Origin of the sequence: Kocuria rosea (genome assembly GCF_006094695.1) — a bacterium.
Taxonomy (GTDB): Bacteria; Actinomycetota; Actinomycetes; order Actinomycetales; family Micrococcaceae; genus Kocuria; species Kocuria rosea.
The window spans coordinates 1,058,221-1,072,320 of record NZ_CP035103.1 but is presented as its reverse complement, the minus strand read 5'-3'; the positions used below and the strand labels follow the sequence as shown (position 1 = coordinate 1,072,320).

The 14,100-nt window shown below is 68.8% G+C and carries 14 protein-coding genes and 1 tRNA gene; 2 read left to right on the top strand and 13 right to left on the bottom strand.

Features of this window, described 5'->3' with window-relative positions:
* Positions 1-50: 50 nt before the first annotated feature.
* Positions 51-1,640, bottom strand: a complete 1,590-nt coding sequence (locus EQG70_RS04955; RefSeq protein ID WP_109268177.1) for a M20/M25/M40 family metallo-hydrolase — start codon at positions 1,638-1,640, stop codon at positions 51-53.
* A 239-nt stretch (positions 1,641-1,879) separates the two neighbouring features.
* Here EQG70_RS04955 and EQG70_RS04950 point away from each other — a divergent pair.
* Positions 1,880-1,956 (top strand) — tRNA-Pro (locus EQG70_RS04950).
* A gap of 272 nt (positions 1,957-2,228) precedes the next feature.
* Positions 2,229-2,462 (top strand): hypothetical protein, encoded by a 234-nt coding sequence (locus tag EQG70_RS04945; RefSeq protein ID WP_109268178.1) that lies wholly within the window; start codon positions 2,229-2,231, stop codon positions 2,460-2,462.
* Between the two features lie 108 nt (positions 2,463-2,570).
* Here the strand turns inward: EQG70_RS04945 and EQG70_RS18085 are convergent, their stop codons facing one another.
* From EQG70_RS18085 to EQG70_RS04885, 12 genes are all read right to left on the bottom strand, one after another.
* Positions 2,571-3,266, bottom strand: a complete 696-nt coding sequence (locus EQG70_RS18085; protein ID WP_167508857.1) for a hypothetical protein — start codon at positions 3,264-3,266, stop codon at positions 2,571-2,573.
* A gap of 35 nt (positions 3,267-3,301) precedes the next feature.
* Positions 3,302-4,744 carry a hypothetical protein gene (locus tag EQG70_RS04935; RefSeq protein ID WP_109268179.1) on the bottom strand — a complete coding sequence of 481 codons (1,443 nt, stop codon included), beginning with the start codon at positions 4,742-4,744 and terminating at the stop codon, positions 3,302-3,304.
* A gap of 155 nt (positions 4,745-4,899) precedes the next feature.
* The gene (locus EQG70_RS04930; RefSeq protein WP_109268180.1) at positions 4,900-5,670 is read right to left on the bottom strand and encodes a class F sortase; all 771 of its coding nucleotides are present in this window, start codon (positions 5,668-5,670) and stop codon (positions 4,900-4,902) included.
* 4 nt (positions 5,671-5,674) lie between these two features.
* On the bottom strand, positions 5,675-6,544 hold the full coding sequence (locus EQG70_RS04925; RefSeq protein WP_109268181.1) for a type II secretion system F family protein: 870 nt from the start codon (positions 6,542-6,544) through the stop codon (positions 5,675-5,677).
* A 26-nt stretch (positions 6,545-6,570) separates the two neighbouring features.
* A complete protein-coding gene (locus tag EQG70_RS04920; protein WP_109268182.1) occupies positions 6,571-7,518 on the bottom strand; it encodes a type II secretion system F family protein in 948 nt (315 codons plus the stop codon).
* Positions 7,518-9,041, bottom strand: a complete 1,524-nt coding sequence (locus EQG70_RS04915) for a TadA family conjugal transfer-associated ATPase (RefSeq protein WP_167508856.1) — start codon at positions 9,039-9,041, stop codon at positions 7,518-7,520. Before EQG70_RS04915 ends, EQG70_RS04920 begins: the two co-directional genes overlap by 1 nt.
* On the bottom strand, positions 9,038-10,267 hold the full coding sequence (locus EQG70_RS04910; RefSeq protein ID WP_109268184.1) for a CpaE/TadZ family protein: 1,230 nt from the start codon (positions 10,265-10,267) through the stop codon (positions 9,038-9,040). The genes EQG70_RS04915 and EQG70_RS04910 overlap by 4 nt, the downstream gene beginning before the upstream one ends.
* Positions 10,264-11,010: a Flp pilus assembly protein CpaB gene (gene cpaB, locus EQG70_RS04905; protein ID WP_244296663.1), complete on the bottom strand. Its 747-nt coding sequence runs from the start codon at positions 11,008-11,010 to the stop codon at positions 10,264-10,266. The genes EQG70_RS04910 and cpaB overlap by 4 nt, the downstream gene beginning before the upstream one ends.
* A 75-nt stretch (positions 11,011-11,085) precedes the next feature.
* On the bottom strand, positions 11,086-12,387 hold the full coding sequence (locus EQG70_RS18290; protein WP_208746256.1) for a pilus assembly protein TadG-related protein: 1,302 nt from the start codon (positions 12,385-12,387) through the stop codon (positions 11,086-11,088).
* A complete protein-coding gene (locus EQG70_RS04895) occupies positions 12,375-12,803 on the bottom strand; it encodes a TadE/TadG family type IV pilus assembly protein (protein WP_167508855.1) in 429 nt (142 codons plus the stop codon). Before EQG70_RS04895 ends, EQG70_RS18290 begins: the two co-directional genes overlap by 13 nt.
* Before the next feature lie 95 nt (positions 12,804-12,898).
* Positions 12,899-13,117 (bottom strand): Flp family type IVb pilin, encoded by a 219-nt coding sequence (locus EQG70_RS04890; protein WP_208746254.1) that lies wholly within the window; start codon positions 13,115-13,117, stop codon positions 12,899-12,901.
* 247 nt (positions 13,118-13,364) lie between these two features.
* Positions 13,365-14,051: a prepilin peptidase gene (locus EQG70_RS04885; RefSeq protein WP_244296714.1), complete on the bottom strand. Its 687-nt coding sequence runs from the start codon at positions 14,049-14,051 to the stop codon at positions 13,365-13,367.
* Between the last annotated feature and the right edge of the window lie 49 nt (positions 14,052-14,100).

Sequence of the window (14,100 nt, the reverse complement as noted above, 5' to 3'; positions counted from 1 at the left end):
CCCCGGCAGTTCGCGCCGGGGACGGGGCCGTTCGCTGGGGCTCGGGACCGTCAGGCGGCCGCCTTGTCGTGGCCGTGCCCGTGGCCGCGACCGTGCTCGGAGTGCGGGCCGTGGCCGCGGTCGTCGCCCTTCGGGTGGCCGACGGCGCCCTTGCCCTTCTGCCGGTAGGGCTTGCCCTCGCCGTTGACGTCGTGGGTGGACGTCGCGTAGCGCAGGACGACCGCCGCGGCGGCGTCGGACATCTCCTCCATGCCCTGGAGGTTCACGTTCGAGATGTCGTCGCACGCGGAGTGGTAGCAGGAGTCGTATGCGACGCCGGCCTGGCCGCCGAACAGCTCGGCCTGCTCCTGGGTCTTCACGCCCTCGGCGCCCGTGAAGAGGCCGCCGGAGGGGATGTCGGCCTCGATGAACGGCCCGTAGTCGCTGCGGCCGCTGAACTCGGTGTCCCCGGAGGCCAGCCCCACCGAGGCGAAGTGCTCGTGGAACGCCGCCTCGATCGCCGCGGAGCCCTCGGGGACGTTCGTGTCGCCGGGGTCGAAGGTGGAGGCGTCGCCGTCGTAGACGAAGCGCCCGTAGTTCGGGGAGCCGATCATGTCGAAGTTCAGGTACATCGCGATGTCCTCGAACGCCTCGGGGTCGTTCTCCCGCAGATCGGTCACGTAGTGCTCGGCGCCCAGCAGGCCGAGCTCCTCCGCGCCCCACCAGGCGAAGCGCACGGTGTTCTCGGTCTTCGTCTTGGCCATCGCCTCCGCGATGGCGAGGATGCCGGCCGACCCGGTGCCGTTGTCGCTGATGCCGGCGCCCTCGAGCACGCCGTCCAGGTGCGCGCCGACGATCACCGTGTTCTCCGGGTCCCCCGAGCCGGTCTCGGCGAGGACGTTGTAGGTGGTGCGGGTCGCCGAGACGGTGTCCGTGGCGACCGTGACCTCGGCGGCGTCCAGCAGGTCCACGCCCGCCTGGTAGCTGAGCCCGACCACCGGCAGGGACGTGGCCTCCGGGGAGCCCAGGGTGCCGGCGACGGCGTCCTCCGCGTTCGGCAGGCCCGTGTTGAAGATCAGCACGGCGCTCGCACCGGCCGCCTCCGCGTTCGCGGCCTTGACCGCGAAGGAGCAGGTGCCGCGCTGGAGCAGAGCAATGTTGCCCGCTTCGAAGCCGGCGAAGTCGCTCGCCTCGCAGCCGCTCGTGCTGCCCACCCGGGCCCCGGTGGTGTCGACGGCCTGCACCGCGCCGGTGACGGTGCCCGTGCCGGAGTAGGTCATCACCGCGACGTCCTCGGCGGCGAGCTGCGTGCCGTCCGCGGCGACCGTGGCGGGGGTGCGCTCCTGGAAGAACGGGAAGTCGAACGCCTGGACCTCCGGGGTGTAGCCGGCGGCGCGCAGCCTCTCGACCACGTAGTCGACGCTGGCCTGGTAGCCGGAGGTGCCGGAGGCGCGGTTGCCGTCGTTGGCCTCCGCGATCGACTGGAAGGCGTTCAGGTGCTCCGTGAGCTTCTGCTGGGAGACGGCCTGGGTGATCTTGTGGGTGGTGTTGTTGTTGCTGGTGTCGCGGGTGGGGGCCGCGACGGCACTGGTCGCCGTAAGGGTCAGGGCGCCGGCCAGGGCGGCCGCGGTGATCCAGTGGCTGGGCTTGCGGACGGGCATGGAACCTCCAGGTGAGCGGCGGCCGGGAGGTAGCCCGGCCGTGACGCGGTTCACAGTCATCGAGGAATGACTCGGATTTGCACATGCTCACAAATGGGTTACCGACCGGTCAATAACTTTTGTCCACTACTTGGGGGACGAACCCTGGGGGCGACACGGTCCCGACGCCCCGATTTCCCACCCGCCCGGCCGGATGGCTATGATGGAGCAGTTGTTTCCGGCTGAGACCGGATGCTTCACGGGATGTGGCGCAGCTTGGTAGCGCGCGTCGTTCGGGACGACGAGGTCGCAGGTTCAAATCCTGTCATCCCGACCACCAGCGAAAGGCCCCGGACCAGTCGGTCCGGGGCCTTTCGCATGTCCCGATCCCCACTTCACGCGGGGCCCGCTGTCCCCGCAAGAAGCGACGCTCTCCGCCGATGCATTTGCAAATTCATCGAATAGGCTCGGCACTGTCAGGGCGTGCCCGCCCGGCGGCGCGGGGACCGGCTGATCCTCCACTCCCCCGCCGCCGCTGCCGCACCCCTGTCGTCGCGGGCGTCATGGGGGCGCCCGGAACGTTCGTCAGCTCCGGGGGGAGTTCTCACCATGAATCTCGACATCGATCGTGTCCTCGACGACGCCGGCACCGGCGTCCTGGGCGCCGTCCTCCAGCAGTTCACCGACTGGTCCCTCTGGCTGGGCGTCGGACTGATCATCGCCGCGGTCATCAGCTCTGCCATGACCAAGAAGGTGCCGTGGACCCGCGAGGCCTCCGTATGGCTGTACTCGATGGCCGCCACGGCGTGCTTCGCCGTGCACTGGGCGGCCGTGCCCGCCTGAGTGACATTGACGCACCCGGCCCTCGTCAAGGGCGGGTGCGTCGTCGTGTGCTGTGGCAACGCTGACCGCGCCGTCCCGCCGGATGACTGCGCTCCGGACGGCGCGAACCTACTTCCGGGCCGAGGAGAAGACCAGCTTCTCGTCCCCGCCCTCGAGATCCCGCTCGGCCAGAGCCCACTGATCCTGCATGAGCTGCTCGAGCAGGTCGTCGGTCAGCTGCTGCTGGTCGCCGCCTTGCCCACGCAGCTCCTTCTCGAGTGCCTGCCGCAGGAGGTCCTCGGAGAACGCTCCGTCCTGCCCGGTCAGCTCCGGCGCGGCGAGGTCAGCCAGCATGCACAGCCCCTCGCAGGTGACCACGAGCTTGAGACCGGCCTCGATCGTCGTCGACGTGGTCGTCGTGGTGCTGGTCGACCTCCGCTCCGTCGCCTGGACCGGCATGCCACCACCCACCGGCCCCGCCACAGCGGCAGGTGCCTGTCCGAGGGCGAATGAGGACCCGGCAACGGGCGTCTGCCCGGTGATGCTCGTGCCTGCCGTGCCGCCGACCGGGGCGGCCGCCTGGGCCGTCCCTGCGGCAGGGGCGGCAGGGTCTGCAGGTGCCTCTGCCGTCGGGGCGGGAGAGGACTCGGGCGCCGCCGGGGACGTCGGCTGTGGCGCCGGGCTGGTGGTCGGCGTCGCGGTGCTGAGCGGCGGCAGGGGTTCGTAGGTGTGCGCGCCCTTCGCCTCGGCCGCGGCACCGCCGCAGCCGGTGAGGGCGGCGAGCGCGAGGGACGCGACGACGACGGTGCGAGTGGTGCGGCTCATCGAGATCTCCCGGAGAACTGGGACGGAGGTGAACATCAGGCGGACCGATCCGAGGTGGTCGCCGGGTGTCGGCGCAGCAGCCAGGCGCCGAGGCCGGCGCCGACGGCGACCACGACGAGGATCACCGAGGTCATCGCGCTGCGCTCACCGGCCGCAGGGGCTGCGCCCATGCCGGTGTTGGCCATGGCCGACTCCGCGTACGCCGCTCCCCCGGCCGTCATGGTGGTCTCCGTGACGACCTCCGTGGAGGTGGTGGTCTGCTCGTCGAACAGGACGAAGGCCTCGAGGGTCGCCGTGAGCTTCTGCTCGGCGGCGGCATCGGTCACGACCTCGAGGACAGGGGCACCGCCATCCCGGACCGCCGGCTCGGCGTCCGGTCCGGTCGCGCCGTCGCCGGAGTCCGTGTCGCTGCCGGGACCGCTGATGCCGTCGACGTCTCTATCGTCGTCAGTGTCGTTGCCGGTGGGCGTGTCCTGATCGACCGGCGCGTCCCCGGTTCCGTCGTCGTCCGGGGGCGTGGTCTCCTCGTCGGTGACCTCCTCCTCCGGCGCGGTCGGGGCGTCGATCTCGAACCCGGCGCTCGCAGTCCAATCGACCGTGCGCTCCTGACCCGCGATGAGCAGGTCGCGGTACTGGTCGTCGGCCAGGACGGTGAGCTCGGTCGAGGGCATGGTCGCCGTCAGCTCGGCGGTGAGCTCGCCATCCGTGACTCCCGCCGGCACAGCGAGCTCCAGGCGCTGCTCCCGCTCGCCGCCGGCGACGGTCCGTGTCGTCGTCCCGTCCGCGAAGGTGACCGGCCCCGACAGGGTGACGGTCGTGAAGTAGTAGGACTCCGGCACCGTGACGAGCAGCGTCTCGGGCCGGCCGTCCGGCGCGAAGGACACGGAGACCCGGTAGCCGTCCTGCGGCGTCAGCGCCGGGACGTTCTCGCGGGCGTCCTCGATCAGGAACGCCGCTCGGTCCAGGTGCCACGGCTCGAGCCCGTCCGGCTGGGGCAGCTCAGCCGTCGAGAGGGAGCGCACGGCCCAGTGCACGGCCAGCGCCTCATCCGAGTCCTCCGTGGGACCGAAGACCGAGAGGATGTAACCGGCCAGCGCGGCGTTCTCCGGCTCCCAGTAGACCGGGTTGTCGTCGACCTTCTCGCCCACCACGTTTTCCCACCCGGCGGCCGGGTCGTCGAAGGGCTCGGCGACGGCGTAGCCCTCGTCGTCCAGCACGAGCTCTCCGACGGGGGCCAGTGGCTGGTCCTCGTGGATGCCGTAGGCCGTGTTGCCGTCGGTCAGCTGCACCGGAACGAAGAACGACTCGGCGCCGGTGGCCGGGTTTCCCTCCAGGACCCCGACAAGGTTCTCCTCGATCGCCACGGGCACGGCCACCGCCGGGGTCGCGCCGACCAGCGCTCCGGTCACCGCCGTGGTGCCGGTCAGCGCCGCCACCGCGAGGAGCCGCGCGCGGCGAGCGGGAGGGAGAGAGGACATGGGAACTCCTGGGGGGATCGTGAGGGGGTCGGCAGGCCGGTGGGCGGCCGGCCGATCTTTACCAATGTAATTGCATGGAGGGGTCGGTGTCCGGGGAAGTCGCTGTGCGACGTCTGGTGTGCGCACAAGTGGGGACGGGCCGCTCGACGGCGGCGTCACGGAACGGGGGCGGTCACGGGATCGAGGGCCAGGTCCACGATGAGGTTGTTCGTGTACGACCAGGACGGCCCTCCGTCCGGCTGGACGTAGTCGCCCGAACAGGTGATCAGGGACAACCCGGGGTCGCCGGTCAGCGCGAAGATGTCCCGCGGCGGGGCGTCCCGAGGGGTCGGCTCCCGGACCGTGGTCACGGTGTAGGAGAACACTCCCCCGGTCCCGTCGGAGACCCAGAGCTTCTGCCCGGGCTGCGCCGTGTAGAGCGTGGCCAGCGCGGGAGCGTCATAGGGATAGTCCACGTGACCGGCCAGCACCGCGTTGCCCCGCTCACCGCCGATCGGGGCGGAGACCGAGTACCAGCCGATCGCCGCACGGTCCTCGTAGGTGGGCACCGCCATGTTCCCGGCGTCGTCCTGTCCCATGGACTCGAGCGCCGCGTCGATGCCGATCGACGGGGAGCAGACCCGCGCCCGAGAGGACAGGTCCCCGCAGGTCTCCGGGCCCCGTACCGCGGGGTGGTCCCCCGGGTCACCGGCGGCCCGGGCGTCGTCCGCCGCGAGTGACGCGGTGTTCTCTGGGCCGGGGGCACTCACCGAGGTGGGTTCACTGTGCTGGACGTCCCCGCCGAATCCGGCCGCCGCACTGCCGATCAGCCAGGGCAGGACCAAGAGGCCGACGGCGAAGAGCGCGACCGCGGCGAGGACGATCGACAGCGCTGTGCGTCCGGTGGCGGTTCTTCCTGGGGAGGGCGCAGAGTTGTTGATCGGCATCCGACTACATCTTCATGACGTTGAGCACGGTGGGGCCCAGCACGGTGAGGAACAGCACCGGGAGGATGAACAGCATCAGTGGGATGAGGATCTTCGTGGGGATCTTCTGGGCCGCTTCCTCGGCCCGCTGACGTCGCTTGGTGCGCATCTCGTTCGCCTGGGTTCTCAACACCGTGGCGATGGAGATGCCGTAGGCGTCCGCCTGGATCACGGCACGCGTGAACTGCCGCAGGTCGGGGACGTCGGTGCGCTGCTCGAGCGCGAGGTAGGCGTCGCGGCGTGGGATGCCCACACGCATCTCCTGCAGGGTGCGCACGAGTTCCTCCGCGAGCGGGCCCTTCCCGTTGTGCCCGGCGCGGGCCATGGCGGACTCGAAGCCGAGGCCGGCTTCCACTGCGATCATCATCTGGTCGAGGGTGTCAGCGAGCTCGAGGCCGATCGCCTTCTGCCGTTCGATGCCCCGGCTGTACAGCAGCAGCTCCGGCAGGAAGTAGCCCACCGGCACCATGACCAGCACGATGAGCAGGATCATGCCGTTGCCACTCGTCATGGCCAGGAGCAGAAGTCCCACCAGGAGGGCGGCGCCCATGGCGTAGACCTTGCAGGCCATCAGGCGGGCGACCGGCCAGTCCGCAGGCCGGCCCGCTTTGGAGTAGAGAGTCTCGAGCCGCTCCTTGCCGTTGCCGGTGGTGAACCGGCTGGCCCAGCCGAAGTCCGGTGCGTCGCGGATCATCTCGGCCTCGGTGGCGCCGAAGCCGATGCGCAGATTCTGGCGGACCAGCCGGTCGCCGCCCCAGCGCACGCCGACGGCGAGCCAGATGGCCAGGCCTGCGGCGCCGGCGAGGAGCAGCATGCCGAAGAGGAGGGGGGTCATGGAACGTCCTTCGGGAAAATGATGGATCAGAACTTGATCTTGACGATCCTCGACATCCAGAATCCACCGATCGCGAACATCAGCAGGGCAACGAAGATCATCGCGTAGCCGAAGAACCCGCTCGTGAGGAACTGGGAGATGTACTCGGGCGAGATCAGGGACAGGATCGCGGCGATCAGCACGGGCAGAGCCATGAGGATGTAGGCGGACATCTTTCCCTCGGCCGAGAGCGTCTTGACCTGGCGTCGGATCTGGTTCCGCTCGCGGATGGTGCCCGCCACGCGATCGAGCACCTCGGCGAGGTCACCGCCGACCTCGCGATGGATGCCGATCGCCTGGGCAACCCAGGAAAAGTCGTCGGACCCCATGCGCTTGGCGGCCTGGTCCAGCGAGGCGTCCAGATCCATGCCGAGCCGGGTCTCGTTGACGATCCGCGTCAGCTCCTCGGAGGTCGGGGCCTGCGACTCCTTGGCCACCGCGTCGACCGCTCGCAGGAGGGAGTGGCCTGCTCGCAACGATCCGGAGAACAGCTGGAGGGTGTTGTCGAGCTGGTCGGCAAAGATGCGCTTGCGCCGGTCTGTCATCACGCCGACGAGCACCTTGGCGACCAACGGGGTCGCCAGGAAGAGCAGCAGTCCGAGCAGCAGTCCCCCGGCGAGCGTTCCGGCCGCCGCCGCGACCACCGCTCCGACGACGACCAGCACGAGGAAGTCGGCCGGCGAGGACTTGATGCCGGCGTTCTCCAGGGCGGCGGCGACCTTGCGCGTCCACCCTCGGCGCTCCAGGAACTCGGAGACGGCCTCGGTGGTCACTCCGGAGAGCCGGGACAGCTGCGAGGACTCCAGTTCCCGGGGACCCCGCGGCGGCCGGCGCCGGTCCATGGGCAGCCGCGGCGTGCGCGAGCGGAAGACCACGAACAGCCCGAGCAGCCCGGCGAGGACGAGCAGTCCGACGCCGACCAGCAGCGGTGCCATCAGCGTCGCCCCGGGTCGAAAACGGAGGGATGGAGCTTGATGCCGTAGTCCTCGAACTTGTCCACGAACCGTGGCCGCACCCCGGTGGAGCGGGTGGTGCCGCGGAACCGCCCGGTGCGGGGGTCCACACCCGCGTCCCAGTCGAAGAGGAAGGCGTCCTGCAGGGTCACGGTCTCACCCTCCATGCCCTGGATCTCGGTGATGTGGGTGACCCGACGGGTGCCGTCGCGCAGACGCGAGAGCTGGACCACCACGTGGATGGCCGAGGCGATCTGCTCGCGGATCGCCCGCTGCGGCAGATCCATGCCGGCCATCATGACCAGAGTCTCCAGGCGCGAGATGGTGTCGCGAGGAGAGTTGGCGTGGATGGTGGACAGGGATCCGTCGTGGCCGGTGTTCATGGCCTGCAGCATGTCCAGGGCCTCGCCGCCACGGCATTCCCCCACCACGATTCGGTCCGGACGCATGCGCAGGGAGTTCTTGAGCAGGTCGCGGATGGTGATCTCGCCCCGGCCCTCGATGTTGGCCGGCCGGGACTCGAGCTGCACCACGTGCTCCTGCTGCAGCTGAAGCTCCACGGCGTCCTCGATGGTCACGATCCGCTCGCCGTGCGGAATGAACGAGGACATCACGTTGAGCATCGTGGTCTTGCCGGTACCGGTACCGCCTGCCACCAGGATGTTCAGGTGCGCCTCGACGCACGCGCGCAGCAGCTCGGCCATCTGCGGGGAGACCGACCCGAAGCGGATGAGGTCCTCGACGGTCAGCGGGTCCTTGGCGAACTTGCGGATCGTCAGGGAGGAGCCCTTGACCGCGAGCGGCGGGATGACCGCGTTGACGCGGGAGCCGTCCGGAAGACGCGCGTCGACGAGCGGCGAGGACTCGTCGATGCGCCGACCCACCTGCGTGACGATCTTCTCGATGACGTGGCGCAGATCCTGCTCGGTGGCGAAGGTCGACTCCGAGAGGGTCACCTTGCCCTTCTGCTCGATGAAGATCTGGTCGGGACCGTTGACCATGATCTCGGTGACCGAGTCGTCGTCCAGCAGCACTTGGAGAGGACCGTAGCCGAGCACGTCGTCGCTGACGGAGCGTATCAGCCGGATGCGCTCATCGGAGGACATCGGAACCTGTTCCTCGGCCACGATGCGCGTCAGTTCCTTGGTGGCGAAGTCCTTGAGCTGCACGTCCGACAGGCTCGAGTCCGACTGCCGGGAGCCGATGCGGTCCAGGAGCTCCTGCTTGACCCGGTGCTTCAGTCCGGCGAGGGCGTCGAATTTGCCGACCTGGGCGCGTGGCGCCGGCTCGGCCGGAGCCTCCGGGACGGGGGCAGTCAGCACGAGTGAGCTCAGCGACGGGGCGTCGTCGGACGCCGGCGGAAACTCCTCGGACGTCGCGGGGGCAGCCCCGATATCGGACGAGAGCGGGGAGTCGACGGGCCGCTCCGCTGGGGGCACGGAAGCAGACGAGGAGGGGGGAAGGGTTTCGCCGCGGGCGGCGGCGAGGCGTTCGGCGAGCTTCACGAGCGGACCAGAGCCTTCCGTGACAGGCCCCGCCGAGGGGCGGAGCGATTGGGGACGAACGAGTCGACGAGGACCTGGAGCTGCCGGGCGGCCTTGTCCTTGGGAGCGTGCAGCAGCAGGGGCTCGCCGCGGTTGGTGGCGTAGGCGGCCATGCGGGAGCGCGGGATTTCGTGATCGACGGAGGCGCGGATCGTGGCCGCGATGTCCTGCACCGACAGCCCGGTGTTGCGATCGGCGCCGTTGACCACCACCTGCGCGCTGGGCGGCACCAGGTCGAGCTCCCCGAGCAGGTCCATCTGCTTGCGCAGCCCGCGCACGCCGGGGACGTCCATGCCGGTGAGGAAGACGACGTCGGTGGCCGCCTCGAGAGCGGCGAGCGCGTGCTCGCCCATGCCCGGAGCCGTGTCGACGACGACGTACTGGAACTGTCCGGAGAGCTGCTCGAGCAGGTGCGCCACCTGGGCGCCGCCCACGAGCTCGCCCTCGGCCGGGTTGGCCGGGGTGCACAGGGCGTAGATCGAGGCGGGGTGGACGGTGAGGAAGGTCTTGAGCACGAGGCCGTCGTCGACGGCGGGGCCGGTCACCGCCTCGGTCAGCGAGTGCTCGGGAGCGAGTCTGAGCGCGGCGGCGACATCCCCGAACTGGACGTCCAGGTCCACGATCACCGTGTTCATGGGTGCGATCCGCCCCAGTCCCACCGCCAGGTTCGTGGCCACCGTGGTCTTGCCGACCCCGCCCTTGGGCGAGGTCACGACGATCGTGCGGGAGTCGTCGCGCCGGGCCGACGGCACGGCGTGCAGGCTCCCGGTGGCCGGGCCGCCGGAGGGCAGGACGCGGCGACGGGACTCGGCGCTGTCCAGGACGCGGGACAGCGTGGCGAGGATGCCGTCGACGTCGGCGTCGAGGTCGAGGACGTCGCGGAAGCCGGCGCGCATGGCCGCCACGGCCAAGGACATGTCCGCGGGCACGACGAGGACGAGGGCGACCTCGGGTCGCTGGATGTCGAAGACGCCCCCCAGCCGCAGGGCTTCGTAGAGGTCCAGCCCCGGGCCGAGCACGACTACCGTAGGCAGTTCGCCGACGGAGCGGCCGAGCAGTTCGTCCGGGGTGCCAGGCAGCGCCGTACCGAGCACGGTCTGCACCTCCCCGGGCAACCGGCCCTGGACGGCCTGGCGGAAGTGGGCGTCGTAGGCGGGGTCGCCGGTGACCAGGAGCAGGCGGCTCATGAGAAGTCCTCCCGCGTGGCGCCGTTGGCGTTCTCCTCGGCGTCCTCGGGCTCGAGCGAGAGCCAGATCCGGCCGAACTCGGAGGCGTAGACGATCTTCTCGGCGGTGTCTGCGTTCACGGCGAAGGTGACGAGCATCGAACCTTCCGGCACTGCAGGCGCCTCGTTGCCGGCGCCCTCTGCTGCTGCCTCTCCCTCGGCGGAAGCGGCTGCGGTCGGCGCGCCCTGCACCGAGGTGACGAGAATCTTGTCCAGGTCCTTGGACGTGCGGGACGCACGGCTGTCGTCGCCCTCGAAGGAGACGAAGAAGCCGACGTGCTCCCCGGCCGTCAGCTGGCCGCCGACCACACGAGGCGCATCCAGCTGGATGGTGACTTCCTGCAGCCCGTCCGGGACCGGCACGGTGCCCGGGGCCTCCAGCGCCTGGGGGTCGACCAGCCGGGAGTCGAGCAGCTGCTCGCCCGGCTGCAGGTCGACGCTGGCAACCTTTCCGCTCTGGTCGCCCAGGGAGGACAGGGCGCCGTCAGGCACGACCGCGGCGGGAACCGTGTGCAGGGCCACGAACTCGCCGAACTCCTCCACGGGGGTGCCCTCGGGGATCGGTGCGGTGACGAGGTAGACCTCGCGGGGCTCCTGCTCGTTCAGGGCGCGGGCGTCGGCTGCGCCGACATAGGTGGTGACGAGAACGAGGCCGGCGAGGGCCAGCACGGCCATCACGAAGCCGGCGATGATGCGGATCTTCACGGTGTTCTTCCCGATGTCGAAGGGACAGAGTTTGCTCGGCGTGCCGCTGGTGCAGGCGGGGGGTTAGTGGTCACTTCACTCCTTGAGGCCAACAACGACCGCACCGTATTCAGGCGACAAGGGATCGTCCTCGTCCGGCAGGTCGAACTGTCCTTGGTCGAGCGTGACGAAGCGTTGGAACTCGCCGATGATCCCGGTGCAGGGAGCGTTGCACGAAACACCGTCCAATGGGTCGGCATCCCATTCGTTGGACGGAAAGCGCCAGCCTAAAAGTGTGAACGCTGCCCAACCGTCGACCTCGTACCACCCGTTGGTGCCCTGGCCTCCCAAGTCCCGGTAAATGGGGAGCAGCACAGTCCTTCTCTTATAGCTGTCCAGGACGGTGTCGCACGCGTTGGGAAAACTTGCGCCAGGTTCGGAGGATGCGCGGTCACCGATCGCGACGGTGGCACGGCAACCGTCGGCCCCGAGTCCCGTATCCGGATCGATGGTTCCGAAACCCCCTGGCAGCCTGGCTCCGGAGCTCGGGCGGATGATGTCACATTCCGACGTGCCCGTCTCCAGTTCCTCTTCGGAGTCGGGCGCAGACGTTGGAGTCGGGTCGGGTGTGGGCACTGGGGTGCTGTTGCCGTTGCCGTTGTTGCCGTTGTTGTTGCCGTTGTTGTTGCCGTTGTTGTTGCCGTTGTTGTTGCCGTTGCCGGTGCCGTTGTTGTGGCCGTTGTTGTTATTGCCGTTGTCATTGGCGATGGGGATCATTGCCATTCGGTTGCTGGCAGGGAGCACTTCCACTGTGCCGAGCACCTGATTCGATGCGCTAGTGAGGGCGTTTTTCCCCTTGCCATGCATGTGGATGAGTTGCGGGCCGCTCTCCAAGTTGAAGTCGCAGCGAGAAATGATGATCGGCAAGATCGCTGGACCTCGGGACGGCGCCGCCCAGGAAGCAGTGGCTGTGGCACCGACAGCGGCCTCCTCACGCCCGGTGACGAACCCGAAATTCAAGGCGAGGGAGCCGGCGCCGTCGGAGTCCAGGGAGTGCACCGCGACCTTGACCTTGTTACCGGTTTTGACCGGCTGGTCTACGTCGACGGTGGCGTCACGCACGTTCGCGGTAGCGTATTGCTCCGCGCGCGCCAGCATGGTGTCTGGCTGACACGGGTCGCCGGCCGCACAGTCCTGCGCCAGGGCAAGCGCCGCCGCGTCAGCGGAGGACTGCAGCTGCGCACGCTCCTCATACATAAGCCCCACGTCGATCGCCAGTGCCGCAAAGAAGAGCAGCACCACCAGGGCGACGGCCGTCATGACAGCCACGGCACCGCGCTCACCGTTCGCCCGATGCACTTCCCGAGCACGGCGCAGATGATCAATCAGCCGCCGCATCGCATGGCCGCCTCTCCCCTGAGCGTCAGACCATCGGCAATGCCGGTGAGGGTCTCCAGCGGATAGCTGACGACAACCTCGGCGTCGGGCAGGTCGTCACAGCTATCGGGAGACAGGACGAAGTTCGACTCATCCAGCGCAACAGCCGGGGCTGCCGAAATGCCCTGGGTCACTGCATCGCCCCACTCTTGGTGGATTGCCATATGACGAGCAGTCTCCCTGGCTGCATGGGTCACGCTGATCTGGACGTTGTACGCCCGGCCGAATTCGACGATGCCGAGCAGCAGGGCCAGGAGGACCGGTACGACGAGAGCAAACTCCACAGCGGCTGCACCGCGCTCCGAGCGCCAACGGCTCACAATTGTGTCTTTCGTTTGATGAAATTGAAGATTGAAATGGAGTCTCAACAGGAACATATGCGGAGTATTCCGTGGTGTCATCGGCTCCAATGGCGGTGCGCCGCGATCCTTCATGCAAAGGAGCCACGGCGCACCGACACATCGTGCGAAAGTCAGACGCCAGCGCCGTCAACCCCGGCGCTGATGCGGCCAAAGAGCTCCCGGAGATCTCCGCCGAGAGCGATGAGCACAGCGATGATCGCCACGGCGATCAGGCCGACGATCAGGCCGTACTCGACGGCGGTGGCACCCTTTTCCTCACGGGTGAGGCGGTCCACGATGGAGTTCTTGGTGTCGGCGACGTACTGCAGGGTGACGAGAATGGGCAGCATGGTGTGTCCTCACGATGAGAGAAATAAGGGGGTTGAGTCGGAGAACGAGCCCTGGCATTCGCGTCTTGCGGGATCTGTCTGCCACTTGCCTACCGACCTGTAGAAAAGATAGCCGTCGCGATCGCAAACACACAAGCATCCAGATGCATGCACTTTGGGGGACGTCAAAAATGGACGTAATGCCTAGTGGTAGACTCCATTCATCTGCATGAAGCTGGGCTGCAGGAGGTTTGTCCCCCGAACGGCGTCAGTAGAGGCCCGGCAGCAGGTACTCCCGCGCCAGCAGTTCGCCCCATACGACGGCCACCAGAGCGCCGGCGAGCATCGACGGGCCAAATGGGACGTCACTGCGCAGACCACCGCGGCGGGACGCCAGGACTGCGAGCCCCACCACCATGCCGACCACGGACGCCAGCACCGCCCCCACGAACAGAGCCCCCCACCCCTGAAACCCCAGGAACAGGCCCAGCACGGCGGCGAGCTTGACGTCCCCCATGCCGAGGCCGGCCGGCGAGATGAGTGCCAGCACGAGATAGAGGACGAACAGCGCGAGGGCGCCCAGTACGGCGCGCAGCAGCGCACCCCAGGCGCTCTCCCCTGTGGCGGCGAGCGCGAGCAGCACGAACCCGATACCCAGTGCCGACAGCACCACGGCATTGGGCAGGAGGTGGTGGCGCAGGTCGATCACGGTCAGGACCACTGCGACCGCCGCGAAGAACGAGTACGCCGGAAGTTGCCAGCTCAGCCCGAAGAACGCGGCCACGAGAACGAGGAGCGCGGCCGTTGCAGCCACCAGCAGTGGACGGGATGGTGCAGAGGCAGGCTCGTCCGTGACGGGGCTATAGCGGAGGATCACTCGGGGCAGGAACCACCCCACCACAGCGCCGACGAGACCGGCGGTGAGCGCCAACCAGAGGGGTGCTGTTCCGAGCATGGGCTCCACGAAGGCGCTCCTCCGGTCCGTGGGCGCTTCGACTGACGCC